The organism is Chengkuizengella sp. SCS-71B (assembly GCF_040100845.1).
Classification (GTDB): Bacteria; Bacillota; Bacilli; order Paenibacillales; family KCTC-33759; genus Chengkuizengella.
The window spans coordinates 2,154,217-2,170,984 of sequence record NZ_JAZHSH010000001.1 but is presented as its reverse complement, the minus strand read 5'-3'; the positions used below and the strand labels follow the sequence as shown (position 1 = coordinate 2,170,984).

The window sequence follows — 16,768 nt, the reverse complement described above, 5'->3', positions numbered from 1 at the left end:
GTTTTAATTCGAAATTCACTCAATTTGCTGGAGTACAACAAACCGCGGTTTTATTCATTGAAATATTTAATAATTCAATGGATCTTATGATCGTATCCCGTTCGAAATCACTTAATTGGGACAATACTTGCTCAAGATAAATGTCAAATTCTTGATCTATTTTTGATCGAATTTCCCTACCTCTATCTGTTAGGGACAAAATATGAATTCGATTATCATTTAAATCAGGTGTTTTTTTAACTAAGTTTTTATCAACCAAATTTTTAACTTGTCGACTAAAAGTTGTGATATCCATACTCAAAGCACCTGCAATATCTTGCATTGAAGGTTGGTTTTGGCGATTTACTTCATATAATATATGACTTTGCACAAGTGATAGTTCCTTGCCACAACAATTTACACAAGATTGCTCATTTAGTATGCCAAACTTCCTAGATAATATTAACATGGAGTCTCTAAACTGATTCATTGCGTCAACCCCTTATTGTATGTTCAGTAAGATTATAGCTATATTATTTGTAATTTGCAAGTAATTGCCGATTTGAAGTCACCCTTGTATTAATTAGCCCTATAAAGGATGAATCAAAAACTCTATTTAACTCCTAATAAACTGAGTAATTCTAAATCTAAATCTAACATCTTTCTCTCTTTTTTTAATTGGATCTCAATATCAATACCTGTTTCTTCTGAGTTTAAAATGATTTTATTTTGTAATTCTTTCATTGAATATCCTAAATAACTACATATTTGATGAACTGTTTTATGTGCTACTCTTTTTCCTCGTTCCATTTTTGAAATCGAAGAAATTGACAAGCCACTCTCTATTGATAATTTTTTTTGTGTCAGTTGCTTCTTTTCTCGGAGTAAATATATGTTAATCCCTATCATTTCAGATTTTGTAACTTCTCTATTTTCTAACTCCTTCAATTTATTAAGTATTTTTTGTGAAGGTTTATGTAAAATCACAGTTCCCATCTTGATGTCTCCTTTAAATCTGTTAAAGTCCTTTTTAAATATTTTTGTTTTTACCTCTTAAATATTTAATTTTAATAGATTCATTTTAAAATAACAATGCTTTGAAAAATTTTATCCAAAAATATTTTGCGTACAGACGCCCACCTCTATAGGTGGGATTTTCAAATCAGGTGGAGTAGAGTCTTCATCTGATTTCTCGATGTTTAAGCAAAGCTTAAACGATTCACTTATAAACAACAGTTGTAAACATGCCGCCAGTATTTGTTGTAGAATTATTAGATATATGATGAGGAATATGACAATGCAATGGCCATACCCCAGGATTATTGGTAAAAAACTGAGTATCATATGTTTCACCAGCACCTACTAATATCGTATTTTTCAAATATTGATTACTCTCTGTAAAAGAATTGCCATCAGTAGCAGTCACTTTAAATTGGTGTCCATGTAGATGGATGGGGTGAGCATTCATTCCTAAATTACCAATTCTAATTCTTATGTTTTCACCTTTATTAACGAAGAGTGGTAAAGTATAAGGAAAGCACCTTCCGTTTATAGTAAAGAAATTTAAATCGTGTGACATAGGATCAAGGTTATATGTGCCTGGAACTAATGTGCCTTCTTTGAGTCCTATAACTGCAAACTCTTGTAACATAATAAAATAGTCTCTTTGAACTACAGATTGTTTTTGAGGTGGTTCTAATATTATAAAAGTTCCACCTAGTCCCATCATTTCTTGTTTAGCAGTATGGTAATGTGTATGATACATATGTGAACCTGGTGGATTAGTAATTTTAAATTGATAGTCAAAATAATGATTTGGATCAATCCTTGGTGATGGTTCTACTTCTGGCACTCCATCCATGACATTAGGAACATCTAACCCATGCCAATGAACACTTGTAGGTTCTGGAAGCTTATTATATACTCTAATATTTACTCTATCTCCGTGAAAAACCTGTATTGTAGGACCTGGAATATTCCCATTATATCCCCACCCATTCATATACAGTCCAGGCAGCAATTGTTGGGTAACAGGTTCGGCTACTAATGTAAAGTGTTTCATACCATCTTTCATAACGTAAGGTAGGTTAGGAATCCCTGGAGTTATAACCAATTTAATCTCCCCCTTAATGTATTAGAAGGGCAGTAATTTAAGCTTTATTATATTGTATGTGCAATCTTTAAGATATAGATATGTTACAATTCAATTATTTAATCATACAACGATCTCCAAAGATAAAACGCAGCGTAAGACTCCCAACCTTTCCATTGTTTAACTAAATCCTCTATTTCATCAATGGATGGTTTTTGGTTTAATGCTAAGATTGTTTTTAAAGCATTATGAATTCCTACATCTGCTATAGGAAATGCACTATTAATAGAAAAACACTTCATAATGGTATAATCTGCTGTCCATTTTCCTATTCCTCTAATAGAAGTAAGTTGATTCATCATTTTATCATAATTATTTTCAAATCTTAGTTTTTTTTGATTTAAGGTTCCATCCATTATCATCTTTGCAACCCCAACAATATACTCTGCTTTTCTTGTTGAAATTTGCATTTCCCTTAAATCTTCAATACGGATTTCACATATACGACCCGCATTTGGAAAGATCCAATAATCTTCATCTTCATTTGTAAATTTTTCACCATATGTATGAACAAAACGTTTTTTTAATGTATAAGCAAACTTCAAATTGATCTGTTGTCCAAGAATAGACCAACATAACGCTTCAAATAAATCATTAATTTTAATTAGTCTTAATCCAAAATAAGACTTAATAAGTTTTCCCATGATGGGATCATTTCTCAAAGAGGAATAAAACGGGTTCAGATCTGTATCAAGATCAAACATATCCCAAATATATTTTGCGGTTTGAGCCCTCATCCAACTTGTTGGAATTCCATTCAAAAATGCAATGATCATTTTTTTATCAACACTTGATATTTTTAATAACACAAATCTTTTATCAAATTTTAGCAATTTAAACACATTATTTTGAACAACCTTATGTAAACATTCTTCTTCTGATCTTTTAAAAAAAACCAAACATTCATTAAAATCAAATTCATTAGGAAGTTCGATTTCTATACTATCAACGCAATCAACCCATTTGATATGGAAAACATTAGGGTTGCACAATTTACAAGGCTGAAAACCCTTAGCTTCTGCCTCATCATAAGAGTGAACAAATTCTGCCTGTTCAATTTTAGGTAAGGCTGCCTCACATGAAGCTAAACAATAAGTTTGATTTAACTTATTACACATAAAAATATCCCCATCATATGATGAATCGGAATTTTTCATAATCTGATACATCTCATCATGACTTAGCTTATGTTCCATAACCAATTCCTCATTTCTCATTTCCTCCAAGTAATATAAGATATATAGTATATATTATATAGATCAAGAAACATAAGCTCAATTCAATATAATGGATAATAACCTAATTCATTTAATGATTGAGCCATCAAATAATAGCCTTTACCGTTTGGATGGAATTTGTCTGATGATAATAATTCTTTTTCTCTTCCTACAAAAATTGGATATATGTTAGCGATGCGGATATTCTTACCTTCAAAGCTTTGTATATGTTGATTAAATCGTCTAACCCAAGCTTCGGTTCCAGCTGTATTTGGGAATGGATTATATAAATTCATCCCCCTTAAAATATAATTTTTTCTATCATATCTTTTTATTCGATGGATAGTATCAATGATATTATCAAAATTACAATTAAATCGCTTTAGAGCTGCAGCTAATACACTTTGATTTTTACTTCTTAAAAATTGTAGTGCAGCATTTTTCATATCATTCCCACCTACCGTAATGGAAATCAGTTCCGATTGCATGATTAGTACTTGAATCTCCTCAGAATTAGAAACCATATCTAAAACATCATCTGAAGTTGCACCAGACACACCTATATTTTCACAAAAAACATATTTTTTTAATTCTTTATTTGTCATTGAAATATACCTAGGTACAAAACCATATTGTGGAGATGGGGCACCTACACCAACCGTTAAGGAATCACCTAAAGCCAAATAGTTAATCAACTTGAATCATCCTCTCTAGCCTTTTGTATTAACCGACCTTTTTTGGTTCTATATCCTATGCAATTATTTCGTAATGGGTTCACGCCCATTAGAATAAATGACCATAATTGTTTACTAGGTCTAGAGAGATTAAAAAAAACTCCTTCAATTATGATGTGTATTTATGTAGGAACCCACATAATTTCACACCATTCTTAAAGGAATTTTTTTATTCAACAACAATGAATTACTTTACATTTACTTTCGTATTAAAATAGAACTTCTTTAATTCTCTAAAACTGATAAAAGTTTTTCGTCTCTCATCCCAAAGTTTAAAACGAAGTGATTTTAAACTGGTTCCTATTTTAATGGTAGTTGCCTTTTTTAATTCAGAAATTGATTTATGCACCTTTTCCAAATTATAATTAGGTATTTTTGAGCTCAAATGATGAACATGATGGAAACCAATATTTCCAGTAATCCACTGTAAAATTTTTGGTAATTCATAATAGGAGCTGCCATCTATTGCGGCTTTAACATAATCCCAATTCTCTTCATCTTCAAAATAAGAATCTTCAAATTGATGTTGAACATAAAATAACCATATTCCTAGTACACCACTAACAAAAAGAATGGGCGCTTGAATCATTAAGAATGCTTTCCATCCAATGGCAAAACACATTAAAGTATATACAACAATAATAAACAAATTAGTCAAATAAGTGCTGATTCGTTCTTTCCTTTTTGCATCTTTTGCATTAAAACGATTTAAAATAATTAAAATATAAATGGGACCTAATCCAAACATTATAAGTGGATTTCTATATAGACGGTAGGCTAATCTTTTCCAGAATGATGCTTTCATGTATTCATCAACTGTAAGAACCCATATATCTCCAGTACCTCTTTTATTAAGATTTCCATTTGTAGCGTGATGAATGGAATGTTCTCTTTTCCATTTTTCATAAGGAAACAAGGTTAATACTCCACTTATCGAACCGAGAATATCATTTTTCATTCGACTTTTGAAAAAGGATTGATGGCAGCAATCATGAAATATAATAAAAATTCGTACTAAAAACCCTGAAGCAGGGATCGAAAACAAAAGAGATAACCAAAAAGAAACATTTAAACTTAGATACGCTGCGAACCATAGTAAAAAAAACGGTAGAAATGTATTCAATACTTGCCTCGTACTTGATTTGGTACTAGATTTTTCGAAAGGTGCTAGCAATTTTTTAAAATTAATGCGGTTTTTTTTGCTCATGTTTTCCCCCTAAACAATTTAAAGTTCATAGTTAATCGTTAATCGTGTTTTTTATTTTGTTATTTTAGACGTTAAATCAAGAGTTTCCACTTCAAATTGTTTAAATCTAGCAAAAATATTCATTCTTTGAAAATATGAATAAACAATAAACAATCATTAAGCACAACATATCTATTATACATTGTTTCGTATCAAGAGACTAATGTTTATTTATTTTTTAATCCATCTTAGATTCTTTCTTAAAAAATCCAAAAATCCCTGTCGTTTGTACGATATTAGTAAAAGCGTTAGGATCTGTATCACTTAACACTTTTTTCAAGTCAAATAATTCATAACGAGTGATCACAATTAATAACATCTCTTTATCTTCTTTGGAATAAGAGCCTTTTGCAGGAAGTTTTGTAATTCCTCTAGATAGTTTTTCTCGAATCGCTGCTTCTAATTGATCAGGTTTTGATGTAATAATCATCGCTGTTAATTTAATATGACGTGTATGTATTGCATCAATTACACGAGTTGAAGCATATAAAGCCACTAATGTATAAAGTGCATTTTGCCAACCATACAATGCTCCAGCAGCTGTAATAATAGCTCCATTTAAGATTAAATAGTAAGTTCCTGCAGGTCGATCCTTCAATCTTGATAGTATCATTACAATGACATCCATACCTCCAGTAGAAGCACCCCACTTTAGAGTCAATCCCACACCAATTGCAGACATAACACCTCCGAAAACAGCATTTAATAAAATATCATTTTCAGCTACAGCATAAACTGGAATAAACTTCATAAACAGGGCTAATAACATAACACTAAAAAAACTATACAGAGTAAAAGATTTCCCTAAATATCTCCAACCCACAATTGCGATAGGGATATTCAATATAAATAAGACAGTACCTGTAGAGATAGGATATGGAAATGGCGTAAAATCTTCAACAACACTTGATATAAGCTGAGCTAGTCCAGCAAAACCACTTGAATAAACATCTGCGGGTATTAAAAATAAATTAAAAGCTACAGCATTGAAAAATGCGCCTATAATAACAATAAATGTTTTAATGACCCGAGTTTTGGTTATATTTTTTCTCAAAAATAATAGTATATTAAATTGTATTTTTTTTGTTTTTTTACTAACCAAAATCTCCCGTTGCCAAAACCTTATAAAACTCTATAAAGTCATGTTTATTTCCCTGTTCATCGTGTCCGATTTTGCCATGGCTACTCTCGTTTGATATAACACATCCAAGGGCGTAAATTCCCATACAACAAATGGTACACATCAACGATATCTTTTAAAGTGATATTACGCTGATTTGTTGATAGTTTGATAGATTCAGACTTGCATTATAGTCTCGATCTATCACCAAACCACATGAATTACATTGGTATGTACGATCTGATAGTTTAAGGTCTTTTTTTACTTCTCCACAACAACTACATGTCTTAGAAGATGGATACCATTTATCAGCGAGTATTAATTCAATTCCATAAAACTTACATTTGTACTCCATTTGTTTTTTAAACTCATGTAAACATTGTTTTGCAATCGCTTTGGATAAATGTTTGTTTTTCATCATGCCTTTAATATTCAAATCTTCCATAACAACTTTAGATGGCTTGGTTTTCACGATCTCATTCGTTGTTTGATGCAAATAATTGTTTCTTATATTTGCTAATTTACGGTGTACTAACTTTATTTTCTTTTCGAGTTTTATAATGTTGCATGTTTTGACGAAACGGTTTCCCTCCTTATTCATTTCATATTTTTTTGATAGGGTGCGTTGCAACCTACGCAACTTCTTTTCCATCTTTTTGATTCTTTTTGTTTTGTTTATATTTTTAAACGTCATTCCATTACTACATACAGCTAAATCTTTAATACCTACATCAACACCGATAACTTCATCTGTTAATTCAATTTTCGATTGTTCTTCTTCCACTCCAACGGATAAATACCAGTACTTTCCGTCAAAACTTACTCTAGGGTTCATGTATTTCACTTCCATCGGAATTTGTTCAGTTGTGTTAACCCATCCTACCTTTTCGATCAACACTTTCATTGGCTTTACTTTCAACTTTTCCGTGTCATTGTAAAACGATGGTTTACTTTTACGTCTGCTCTTAAACTTTGGTTTGTCAGCCAGACCTTTAAAGAAACGTTTATAAGCATTACAAGCATCTTTAACAGCTTGTTTAGCCACGTTATTTGACACTTCATTTAGCCATTGCAACTCAGTTTTCTTTAATTGGGTTAGTTCTTTCCTCAACGTACCATCTAAGATAAACTTCCCACCGTTGTTGTAGTTTTCTTCTTGTCTTGCCAATGTCCAGTTGTAGATGAATCTTGCTGTACCAACGGATTGCCAAAGCTTCTGCTCTTGCTCTTCATTCGGCTTGATTCTAATTTTCTTGGCTAGGATCATCTTCAACTAACTCCTTAATCATTTTCTTAGCTTTGTTGGCTCTTTTACCTTGAAGTCTGCAACTAAACACAATTTGAATTAAATCCTCAACTAATTCTTGTTCTTCGGTTTTTTCCGTGTGATCTATAATTTCAATTGTTGTTCCATATTTGTCACATAGATTTTCTATTAATTCAAAACCAAATCGAATTAAACGATCTTTATAAAGGATGACTACTTTCTCTACTTCTGAATTCGTAATCTTATCTATGAGTTGATTTAATCCCTTTTTATTGTAGTTAATCCCACTGCCAATATCAGAAATGATTTCAAATTGATAACCTTTTGCTAACATATAGGTTCTTACGTTTTCTATCTGTCTTTCAAGATCATCTTTTTGCTTATGGGAGGACACTCTACAATAACTGACACGTGATCAGGCTTAAATTTTCCTTGTTTATCCCAATTTCGCAATGTATCCTTTGTTTTTCCAATTAACTTTGCAAATTGGCCTATTGAGTAATATTTCAAATCTATCAACTCCTTATCCTAATTATACCAACTATAGTAAAAAAAGATAAAGAGTTTTATAGACTTTCATAATTGTTATTTAACTGTTATTACCCTCCTAACTTCGCTCTTATCACACAGAATTACTATACCTGCAAGGTGAAATAAAAGTCAATCATTTTAAACACATATTTAATTTTAAAATTTCAATAACTTACTTTAATAAAAATCCTTCAAATAAAGGATCTGATGGGTCTACAACAAATTGATGCATGCCTGTAATAAATGCTCTTCCACAAATATGAGGAACAATAAATTTTGATTTTGTTAGCTTATTATGATCTAAGGATATACTGCAATTGGCTCTAGCTCCTATGATACTCTCGAGGATAATTCGCTCTCCTATACCTAGTTTTCCTTTTTGATGAAGCTGTGCCAATTGCACACCTACTCCAGCTCCATAGGGAGAGCGATCAATTTGCCCATTTCCAAATATAGTAACATAGCGTAAATTTGAATCAGAATTTTCAGGTGAGTTAGAAAAAATAGTTCCCTTAATAATTTGATTCTCTTCTTGTATCAGATTCAATTCTTCAATCTCTTTCATTATAATTTGAGTCCATTTTTTAAGTTCAGGGAGCTGATCTATTTCAACTTTTAAACCTAATTCTGCTGCATTAATCATCACATAAAAAGAATCATTACTAAACCCAAGGTCGATCATTAGATCTATTCCATGTGAACGAATTGCAATGTTGTTTTTATAGACGTATGCGGGTATAAGATCGAGCGAAACCTCTATAACCTGAGATTCTTTAAATACTGGTTTTGTAACTACTTTTCCAGAAGGAGTATCTATAATTACTTGCTTGTATTCATTTAATTGAACCATTCCCGTTTCTAACATGTATGTAATAACTGCAATAATACTATGGCTGCATAAAATGTAATCTTCATCATGATTAATAAATAAAACACCAAATTCAGATTCCTCATCAATTGGAGGTGTGATGATACATCCTTTCATGCCTAAATGACCTCGAGGTTCACTAAGTAAGATGTTTTTTACGTAATCAAAGTGATCATGAAAATAAACATGTTTCTCCAACATTGTATTCCCCATTATAAAAGGGATTCCTGCGGTAATAACTCTTAAAGGTTCACCAGCTGAATGAAGATCCGTCGTCGTAAAGTGTTTTACCATTTCCATCACTTATCCACTCCTATTTATTAATGATCTTCAGCTTGTGGAATGAGTAAAAACCCTTCATTCAACTCATCCTCATCATGACTAAAAAAGGTGTGAAATCCCATGACCCATGCAGATCCTGTAATTTCTGTGACAACTGCAGGAAGTTTTCCAACTTGTGTTTTTTCTTTGACCTTCGCTTTAAACAAAGTGCCAACTATACTTTCATGTACGAACTCATCTTCTATTTTAATTTGTTCATATGCAAATAAAGTTGCTAATTTGGCAGAAGTTCCTGTTCCACATGGTGAGCGATCAATACCTCCGGGAGGCACAACAACAGTATTTTTCACATGAGCATCTTTATGGGATGGATCCGTAAAAAACTCCACATGAGTACAACCGTGAATAAAGGGAAATTGAGGATGAACAACTTTAACGGTTCGATTAATTTCTTTTCGAATTTTTATGGCTAATTCTATAATTTCCGCTGAATTAGAAGGGATTAAATCAATATCTAGTCTCCTAGCATCTGTAATGGCATAAAAATTTCCTCCATAGGCAATATCACATGATATGTTCCCAATACCTTCAATGTATACCTCAACACTTTTGTACAAAAATGAGTCTATATTAAGAAAAGAAACTTCCCTTGCTTTTCCCTTTTCAACTAATATTTCCGTCTTTACCAACCCTGCTGGTGTATCTAAAGTTAACGTTGTTATAGGTTCTACAACATCTACCATACCGGATTCAATCATCGCCGTACAAAACCCAATTGTATCGTGGCCACACATCGGTAAATAACCACCTGTCTCAATATAAATAACACCTAAGTCTGCATCAGGATGGCATGGTTCCACTAGTAAAACTCCAGACATCACATCGTGACCTCTCGGCTCAAACATCAGCAATTTTCGAATCCAATCAAACTCTTCTTTCATTTGAAGCATTTTATCCGACATCGTTTTACCAGACAATTTAGGAAGTCCACTGATGACAGTTCGAGTTGGATTTCCACCAGTATGAGTATCTATTGTTTTAAACATCTTATTACTTTTCATAAATACACCCTCTTATGTTTGAATCGTGGACACATTTTGAAATCTACTAAAACGTAGAGGATCGGTAGGGACGATAGTATTACTTTGTTCATGTAATAACTCTTTCATTAATTTCCCAGTAATTGCAGCAAGACTAATACCGTCTCCTTCATGACCTGCAGCAATATAATAATTTGGAATTTTCTCTACTGGGGAGACAATGGGTAAGTGATCAGGTGTCCATGGTCTTAACCCTGCATATGAACGAATAAGTAGGAAATCAGCTATTTTGGGATAAAATCGGATCGTTCTGCGGGCAATACAATTAACTACATCCATATCCACCTTTGTGTTAAATCCTACAAATTCACGACTGCTTCCGATTAAAAAGTTCTGGCTTTCTGTCGGTTCAAATACAAGTGCTACACCATACTTATCTGTATCCTCATCTACTTTTCTTTCTTTACCGAATTTAGACATCAAATATCCAAATTCCATCACTTTTCTCAATCCTACAGGCATATCTCGTGAAGCTACTATGATATGACCTTTTCTTGGTTTAATAGGAATATTTAAATCTAGCATACTTCCTAAGAACGGTGCCCAAACCCCACCTGCATTAACTATTTTTTTTGCAATAATTTCACCTTGATCCGTGTTAACTTTAAATAAACCCGTTTCAGTATTCCTTGTCATTCCTTTTACTTCACATCTAAGTTTCACTTTTGCTCCATACTTTATAGCTCCTTGAAACAAAGAATACGTAAACAAATAAGGATTAATGGTTGAGTCAGATTCACATTCAAGTCCACCCAATAAATCATCAGCAAAATAAGGAGATTCTTGTTTGATGTCACTTCGATCTAACATTTTAATAGAAAGACCTGCTTTTTTCTGTCTATCTACCCAACACTGTGCAGCGATCATCTCGTCTTCACTTTCACAAACTAAAATACTGCCAGGGGCTCGATATTCAAATCCAAGCTCAAGTTCTTTGCTTAGTTGGTGAACTAGTTTTTGACTTTCTAAAGACATCAGACTATCAAATCCGGGTTCTTTATCAATGGCTAGAATATTTCCATCACAACGAGAGGAGGTACCACAAGCAATATCACCCTTGTCAATGAGAGTAACTTCCATTCCGCTTTTTGCAGCATAATAGGCAATCGCTGCACCTATAACACCACCACCAATGATTAATACCTCTGTATTTCTACTCTCCATAGAAATTCCTCTTTTTCATAATTAAACCCTTATCTTTAAATGACATATACACTTTCTTACGCCCATTACGTATATCAGAATGAAATTGAATCGTCGCTTGATCACGAGTGTGTTCAACTGCTTTCATAGCTTGTTTTAGTTGAACTTCAATCATTTCTTTTTTATTTATCAAATCTTGAACCACAGAGTAGCCAGCTACTGTTCCTTGATTCATAGCTATCTTAGCGTTTTCAATGCCGGTGATGTTTCCAGCAACATACAAACCTTCTAATGGTGTTTTCATCTTTTCACTATGGACAGGGACATGACCACCTAATTCAGAAACATATTGAAATGGACAACCAGTTATTGCAGCTAACTCTACTAATGGATATAGCCCACCTGCAATGCAGACAAAATCAGCTGGAACGAATTCTTCTGAGGATAAAATAGGCTCTCCTTTCATATCTACATGCGCTACACGAACACCTTCAACCTGCTTATCGCCTACAATTTCAATTACTGCTTTTCGTAAATGGACTGGTATACCCCAGACTTTCATCCCACCTTTAGGATAAAACTTTAATGCTAAAGAGTGAAGAAATTCATATTTCATTAATTTGCTACCAAAACGAATGAATTTTGATGGAGCTAAAGAAGCTGCTTTCAACATAGATCTCATAGTAATTAATGGGTTCCCATGATCACCATTAGCTATATTTATACCAGGTAGATACATACTGGAAACTTCAATTCCTGCCAATTGCAACTCTCTGGAAATGGCTGATGACAAAATATTAATGCCTACGATTATTCCTCGATTTCCAACTTTGACTCTGTGTACATTTGTCATCACCTGAGCAGCTCCAATCGACATCACGCCTGGAAGTGTCCAACCTGGAATAGGTATTGGAATTTCAGCAGCACCAGTAGCTAACAATAGTGCCTTTGTTTGAAAGTCCCCTATTGTAGTATAAACTTTCCAACTTTTATTTAATTTTTTTATGTTGTAAACAGAAACACCACATTCGACTTCTACTTTTAACTGTTGAGCTTCATCATTTAGTTTCTTAGCTTCCTCCATACCATTCCACCAAGTACCATCCGGTTCCTCATGTAATTGCCCAAGTAATCGCCCACCAGCTTTCATAAACTCATCAATAACTTTTACTTTTAAACCATTTTTGGCACAAACGTTAGCTGCTGATAAGCCAGCAGGTCCAGCTCCTACGATAATTACATCTATCATAGTGTTTCACCTTTCTTAAATGGTGTAGGCAATTTCTTTCCAGAATTTACGCACATCCCCTCTTCTATTAAAGTTAGACATGCGCGCACTGATTTTTGATTGCCAACGGTTACACGACATTCCATACAATGACCAATATTGCAGTAGATTCCACGTAAATTTCCTGTCTCCTCATGGCAGCGTAAAACACGCTCTCCATTTGCCAACAGAGCAGCTGCTATTGTTTCCCCGTCATAGCCAATATATTCTTTGTTATCAAAAGTAAAATGAACCTTATCTCGTTCTTTTAAACGACCGAGAACAGGGTGATCCACAATTCTACTTTTAGTCATGATCCATTTCCCCTAATAATGAAAATGTAACTGGACGTATTGGAGCTTGATAACCAAGCGGTATATCATGTGGTGTAGGATCATTTGTACACTTTTGGACAATTGTATCTATCAAAGCACGACATGTCCTACCCCCACATTGACCCATGCCTGCTCTAGTACGCAGTTTTAGCTCTCTTGAGGAGCATCGATATGACTCTGCAGCATGAACTAATTGATCCAATGTTACTTCTTCACAACGACATATGATTGTTTTACGGTCTCTCATAACAATCCCCCTGATTCACTAAAAAAACAACATTTAGCGCATTCTTCCCTTGCCAATAAAGGTTGAAGTTTCCTTTGTTCTTAGAATGTGTGTTTAATTGCGCAAGTTTTAATTTCACTATAAAAACTTAAAGCAGCCTGTCCTTGCTCACGAGTATGTGAGCTTGAAAGTTTCATCCCACCAAATGGAGCCTGATATTCTACTCCAGCTGTTTCTTGATTCACTCTTACCATACCAGCATTTGCTTCATCTAAAAATCGATGTGCCTTAGATAAATCAGTTGTAAATAAAGAAGCGCTTAGACCAAATATGGTTTGGTTACATAGTTCAATTGCTTCTTCAAAGCTTTTAGCCTGTAAAGTCACTGCCACTGGTCCGAAGATCTCTTCTTGTACTAGCGAATGGTTCGCCTGTACTCCAGATGCAATTAATGGTTTAATGTAATATCCCTCTTCTGAAATTGAAGTTTGACATTCCGCAATAACTTCTGCTTGACTACGAGCCATTTCAGTATATGAATTCACAATGTCATATTGAGATTTTGAAGCAACTGGACCTAAATAAGCAGCAGGATCTAATGCATTTGAAATGTTAATGTCTGACACAGCTTTTTCTAACTGTTCAATAAAAGCAGGATAAATCTCTTTTTGTACAATTATTCTGCTTGTAGCTGTACACTTTTGACCAGAAGAACGGAACGCCCCACTGATGACCATTGGAATGGTTTTAGCTAAATCAGCATCGTTCAAAATAATAGCAGCATTTTTACCGCCCATTTCTGTTTGATATTTAATATTTCTACTTGCGCATGTAGCTGCAATTCTTCTCCCTGTTTCAGTTGATCCAGTAAAACTAAGTCCATTTATATCAGTTTTCTCTAGTAAAGTTTCTCCTATAACTCTTCCTTTTCCAATTACTAGATTTAATACACCCGCCGGCAATCCTGCTTCTTCAAATATTTCTGCCATCTTAGTTGCAGTTAATGATGTAATTTCAGCAGGTTTCCAAATGACAGTATTACCACATATCAATGCTGGTGCAAATTTCCAAATTGGAATCGCCACAGGAAAATTCCAGGGAGTAATGACACCAACAACACCTAATGGTACACGACGTGAATATTGTAGTACGTTGATATCACTGGAAGGAATGATTGATCCATCTGAGCGAACACCTTCACCGGCGTAATAACGCAATAAGTGAATTCCTCTGGTTACTTCACCTTTCATTTCAGTGATGGGTTTACCCATTTCAGAACTTGCTAGAGTAGCTAACTCTTCACTATGCTTTTCAAGAGATGCAGCCATTTTATACAAATGTTCACCACGAACAGCTCCTGTAAGTTTAGACCATTGTTTAAAGGCTTGTTTAGATGACTGCTCTGCCTGCAATACTTGTGATTCATCGGATAAGTGAATCACGCCTACTTCTTTTTGGAGATTTGAAGGATTTTTCACAACTGCAATACCATTGTTAGGAGTAATCCATTCTCCTCCTATCCAATTTTTACTGTTCATAAAGTTACATTCCTTTCTATTAAATTTTAACTTCATCTTTGCTTATTGCTAGTTCATATGCTTCCTTAATTAGTTTCAAATCTGATGAACTTAATGGTAATCGTGGAGGACGAGTTGGTCCACCAGGTCTTCCTGCTAATTCTAATGTATACTTGATTGCTTGCACTAATTCAGGTCTTGCATCATAGTGGAATAAAGGCAATAACTTACGGTATAAAGGGAGTGCTTCTTCTGTTTTTCCTTGTCTGCCTAATTCAAATATTTTTACACTTTCCTTAGGTAAAGCGTTGGCAAATCCAGCAATCCATCCTGTTGTTCCCATTAATGGACCTTCGAAACCTAAATCATCTACTCCAATTAAAATCTCTAAATCAGCACTTGCATATATATCTTGAACTCTACGAATATCTCCGGAAAACTCTTTAACAGCAACTACATTTTTAATCTTAGACAACTTGCCTAATAATTCCGGGGTTAAGTCGGTTTTATAATCATGTGGATTATTATATGCAATGATTGGCAATCCCACATTTGAAATCGCTTCATAATGTGCAATAATCTCCGATTCACTTGGATTATAATTAATAGGAGGAAGTGCCATAACACCTGCTGCTCCAGCATCTTTCGCATGTTGAACCCAATAAACAACTTGGTCAGTTGAAGGTGCGCCTGTACCTACAACTACTGATACTCTTCCAGCTGCAGTTTCAATTACTGTTTCAACAACTTTCGCTCTCTCTTCCTTAGTAAGGGCCGCATATTCTCCGACAGACCCAGCCGGTATTAAACCATGAACTCCTTCACGAATTAACCAGTCACAATGATCTCTTAATCCACTATAATCCACCTCATTATTTTTGGTAAATGGTGTAACAATGGCTACAAAAACACCTTCAAACTGTTTCAATAGAATCTCTCCTTATTGTATTTTTTAAACAAAACCAAACATTTCAAATGAATTAAATTGAAAATGCTGATTTTGTTCAAACTTTCTGTTATATGTTCATTGATCTATATATTTATCTACATTTCTACTCACATGATCTTCCATCGCTTTTCTTGCTTTTTCTTGATCACCTTCAGTAATAGCATCCGTTATATTTTGTAAATCTATCGCTTGTTGTTTTCTCCATTCTTTCGTATCTACTTTCTCTATACTCAATGATGATTTCTGAAGGATTCCATGAGTAGCCATCATAATCGCGACACGAATTTTATTGTGGGAAGCGTTTGCAACCTCTTCATGAAACATAAGATCATATTCTACCAACGTAGACCAAGGGGTATCAAAAGTACTCGATTCATCTCTAAATAAATTTGTAATTTCCTGTAAACGATCCAATTGCCCTTGTGTAGCTCTTTTAGCTGCTAAATATGCAGTTTGACTTTCAAAATCTGTTCTGAATTCACCCAACTCTTCGGCAGTTGCTCCCCTAAAACGTATTAATGCTTCAATAGAACGTCCTACTTGCTCTGGTTTAGGTTCAACAATGATAATTCCACCTTTAACTCCTCTGCGTACTTCTACCATTTTTTCAGTTTCTAAGACACGAATTGCCTCACGTACACTAGATCGGCTCACTTGAAACATCTCAGCCAAATCACGCTCACTAGGTAAACGATCTCCACTTTTTAGCTGTCCGCTGTAAATGGCTTCTTGAATTTGCATTGCAATGTCTTCAAATCCTCTTACAGGTTGAACCTTATTGAAGATCCCTCCTAAACTTACTTTATCTTTCATAACGTACTCCTTATGTTGTTAA

At 34.0% G+C, this 16,768-nt stretch carries 17 protein-coding genes and 1 pseudogene; all 18 read right to left on the bottom strand.

The window, feature by feature from the left end:
• Positions 1-19: 19 nt before the first annotated feature.
• The 18 genes and pseudogenes from VQL36_RS10610 to VQL36_RS10525 all read right to left on the bottom strand — a co-directional run bounded on the left by VQL36_RS10610 (position 20) and on the right by VQL36_RS10525 (position 16,746).
• Positions 20-469: a MarR family winged helix-turn-helix transcriptional regulator gene (locus VQL36_RS10610; protein WP_349249280.1), complete on the bottom strand. Its 450-nt coding sequence runs from the start codon at positions 467-469 to the stop codon at positions 20-22.
• Positions 470-591: 122 nt separating this feature from the next.
• Entirely contained in the window at positions 592-975 is a 384-nt protein-coding gene (locus tag VQL36_RS10605; protein ID WP_349249279.1) for a helix-turn-helix transcriptional regulator, read from the bottom strand.
• A 223-nt stretch (positions 976-1,198) separates the two neighbouring features.
• Positions 1,199-2,092, bottom strand: a complete 894-nt coding sequence (locus VQL36_RS10600) for a copper oxidase (protein ID WP_349249278.1) — start codon at positions 2,090-2,092, stop codon at positions 1,199-1,201.
• Positions 2,093-2,190: 98 nt separating this feature from the next.
• On the bottom strand, positions 2,191-3,327 hold the full coding sequence (locus tag VQL36_RS10595) for an Ada metal-binding domain-containing protein (protein WP_349249277.1): 1,137 nt from the start codon (positions 3,325-3,327) through the stop codon (positions 2,191-2,193).
• An 83-nt stretch (positions 3,328-3,410) separates the two neighbouring features.
• Positions 3,411-4,043, bottom strand: coding sequence for a GDSL-type esterase/lipase family protein (locus tag VQL36_RS10590; RefSeq protein ID WP_349249276.1), 633 nt, complete (start codon positions 4,041-4,043; stop codon positions 3,411-3,413).
• A gap of 226 nt (positions 4,044-4,269) precedes the next feature.
• Positions 4,270-5,289 (bottom strand): fatty acid desaturase, encoded by a 1,020-nt coding sequence (locus VQL36_RS10585; RefSeq protein ID WP_349249275.1) that lies wholly within the window; start codon positions 5,287-5,289, stop codon positions 4,270-4,272.
• A 217-nt stretch (positions 5,290-5,506) separates the two neighbouring features.
• Complete coding sequence (locus VQL36_RS10580) at positions 5,507-6,370, bottom strand: YitT family protein (protein ID WP_349251164.1); 864 nt, start codon at positions 6,368-6,370, stop codon at positions 5,507-5,509.
• 214 nt (positions 6,371-6,584) lie between these two features.
• Positions 6,585-7,715: an RNA-guided endonuclease TnpB family protein gene (locus VQL36_RS10575; RefSeq protein ID WP_349247502.1), complete on the bottom strand. Its 1,131-nt coding sequence runs from the start codon at positions 7,713-7,715 to the stop codon at positions 6,585-6,587.
• A pseudogene (locus VQL36_RS10570) lies at positions 7,693-8,225 on the bottom strand (IS607 family transposase). Before VQL36_RS10570 ends, VQL36_RS10575 begins: the two are co-directional and overlap by 23 nt.
• 193 nt (positions 8,226-8,418) lie before the next feature.
• Positions 8,419-9,414: a proline racemase family protein gene (locus tag VQL36_RS10565; protein ID WP_349249274.1), complete on the bottom strand. Its 996-nt coding sequence runs from the start codon at positions 9,412-9,414 to the stop codon at positions 8,419-8,421.
• A 20-nt stretch (positions 9,415-9,434) separates the two neighbouring features.
• Complete coding sequence (locus VQL36_RS10560) at positions 9,435-10,457, bottom strand: proline racemase family protein (RefSeq protein ID WP_349249273.1); 1,023 nt, start codon at positions 10,455-10,457, stop codon at positions 9,435-9,437.
• 12 nt (positions 10,458-10,469) lie between these two features.
• Positions 10,470-11,660: an FAD-dependent oxidoreductase gene (locus tag VQL36_RS10555; protein ID WP_349249272.1), complete on the bottom strand. Its 1,191-nt coding sequence runs from the start codon at positions 11,658-11,660 to the stop codon at positions 10,470-10,472.
• Positions 11,650-12,888, bottom strand: a complete 1,239-nt coding sequence (locus tag VQL36_RS10550; protein WP_349249271.1) for an NAD(P)/FAD-dependent oxidoreductase — start codon at positions 12,886-12,888, stop codon at positions 11,650-11,652. The genes VQL36_RS10555 and VQL36_RS10550 overlap by 11 nt, the downstream gene beginning before the upstream one ends.
• The gene (locus VQL36_RS10545) at positions 12,885-13,220 is read right to left on the bottom strand and encodes a (2Fe-2S)-binding protein (protein ID WP_349249270.1); all 336 of its coding nucleotides are present in this window, start codon (positions 13,218-13,220) and stop codon (positions 12,885-12,887) included. The genes VQL36_RS10550 and VQL36_RS10545 overlap by 4 nt, the downstream gene beginning before the upstream one ends.
• Positions 13,213-13,488: a (2Fe-2S)-binding protein gene (locus tag VQL36_RS10540; protein ID WP_349249269.1), complete on the bottom strand. Its 276-nt coding sequence runs from the start codon at positions 13,486-13,488 to the stop codon at positions 13,213-13,215. Before VQL36_RS10540 ends, VQL36_RS10545 begins: the two co-directional genes overlap by 8 nt.
• 80 nt (positions 13,489-13,568) lie before the next feature.
• Complete coding sequence (locus VQL36_RS10535; RefSeq protein ID WP_349249268.1) at positions 13,569-15,005, bottom strand: aldehyde dehydrogenase family protein; 1,437 nt, start codon at positions 15,003-15,005, stop codon at positions 13,569-13,571.
• 19 nt (positions 15,006-15,024) lie between these two features.
• Positions 15,025-15,912 (bottom strand): dihydrodipicolinate synthase family protein, encoded by an 888-nt coding sequence (locus tag VQL36_RS10530; protein WP_349249267.1) that lies wholly within the window; start codon positions 15,910-15,912, stop codon positions 15,025-15,027.
• Positions 15,913-16,008: 96 nt separating this feature from the next.
• On the bottom strand, positions 16,009-16,746 hold the full coding sequence (locus VQL36_RS10525) for a FadR/GntR family transcriptional regulator (RefSeq protein WP_349249266.1): 738 nt from the start codon (positions 16,744-16,746) through the stop codon (positions 16,009-16,011).
• Positions 16,747-16,768 lie beyond the last annotated feature (22 nt).

Excerpts from the sequence above, each read along its gene's own strand:
- VQL36_RS10595 (WP_349249277.1), bottom strand. The coding sequence starts at position 3,327 with ATGGAACATAAGCTAAGTCATGATGAGATGTATCAGATTATGAAAAAT.
- VQL36_RS10575 (WP_349247502.1), bottom strand. The coding sequence starts at position 7,715 with ATGATCCTAGCCAAGAAAATTAGAATCAAGCCGAATGAAGAGCAAGAG.
- VQL36_RS10610 (WP_349249280.1), bottom strand. The coding sequence starts at position 469 with ATGAATCAGTTTAGAGACTCCATGTTAATATTATCTAGGAAGTTTGGC.
- VQL36_RS10560 (WP_349249273.1), bottom strand. The coding sequence starts at position 10,457 with ATGAAAAGTAATAAGATGTTTAAAACAATAGATACTCATACTGGTGGA.
- VQL36_RS10605 (WP_349249279.1), bottom strand. The coding sequence starts at position 975 with ATGGGAACTGTGATTTTACATAAACCTTCACAAAAAATACTTAATAAA.
- VQL36_RS10535 (WP_349249268.1), bottom strand. The coding sequence starts at position 15,005 with ATGAACAGTAAAAATTGGATAGGAGGAGAATGGATTACTCCTAACAAT.
- VQL36_RS10585 (WP_349249275.1), bottom strand. The coding sequence starts at position 5,289 with ATGAGCAAAAAAAACCGCATTAATTTTAAAAAATTGCTAGCACCTTTC.
- VQL36_RS10540 (WP_349249269.1), bottom strand. The coding sequence starts at position 13,488 with ATGAGAGACCGTAAAACAATCATATGTCGTTGTGAAGAAGTAACATTG.
- VQL36_RS10565 (WP_349249274.1), bottom strand. The coding sequence starts at position 9,414 with ATGGAAATGGTAAAACACTTTACGACGACGGATCTTCATTCAGCTGGT.
- VQL36_RS10555 (WP_349249272.1), bottom strand. The coding sequence starts at position 11,660 with ATGGAGAGTAGAAATACAGAGGTATTAATCATTGGTGGTGGTGTTATA.
- VQL36_RS10525 (WP_349249266.1), bottom strand. The coding sequence starts at position 16,746 with ATGAAAGATAAAGTAAGTTTAGGAGGGATCTTCAATAAGGTTCAACCT.
- VQL36_RS10550 (WP_349249271.1), bottom strand. The coding sequence starts at position 12,888 with ATGATAGATGTAATTATCGTAGGAGCTGGACCTGCTGGCTTATCAGCA.
- VQL36_RS10545 (WP_349249270.1), bottom strand. The coding sequence starts at position 13,220 with ATGACTAAAAGTAGAATTGTGGATCACCCTGTTCTCGGTCGTTTAAAA.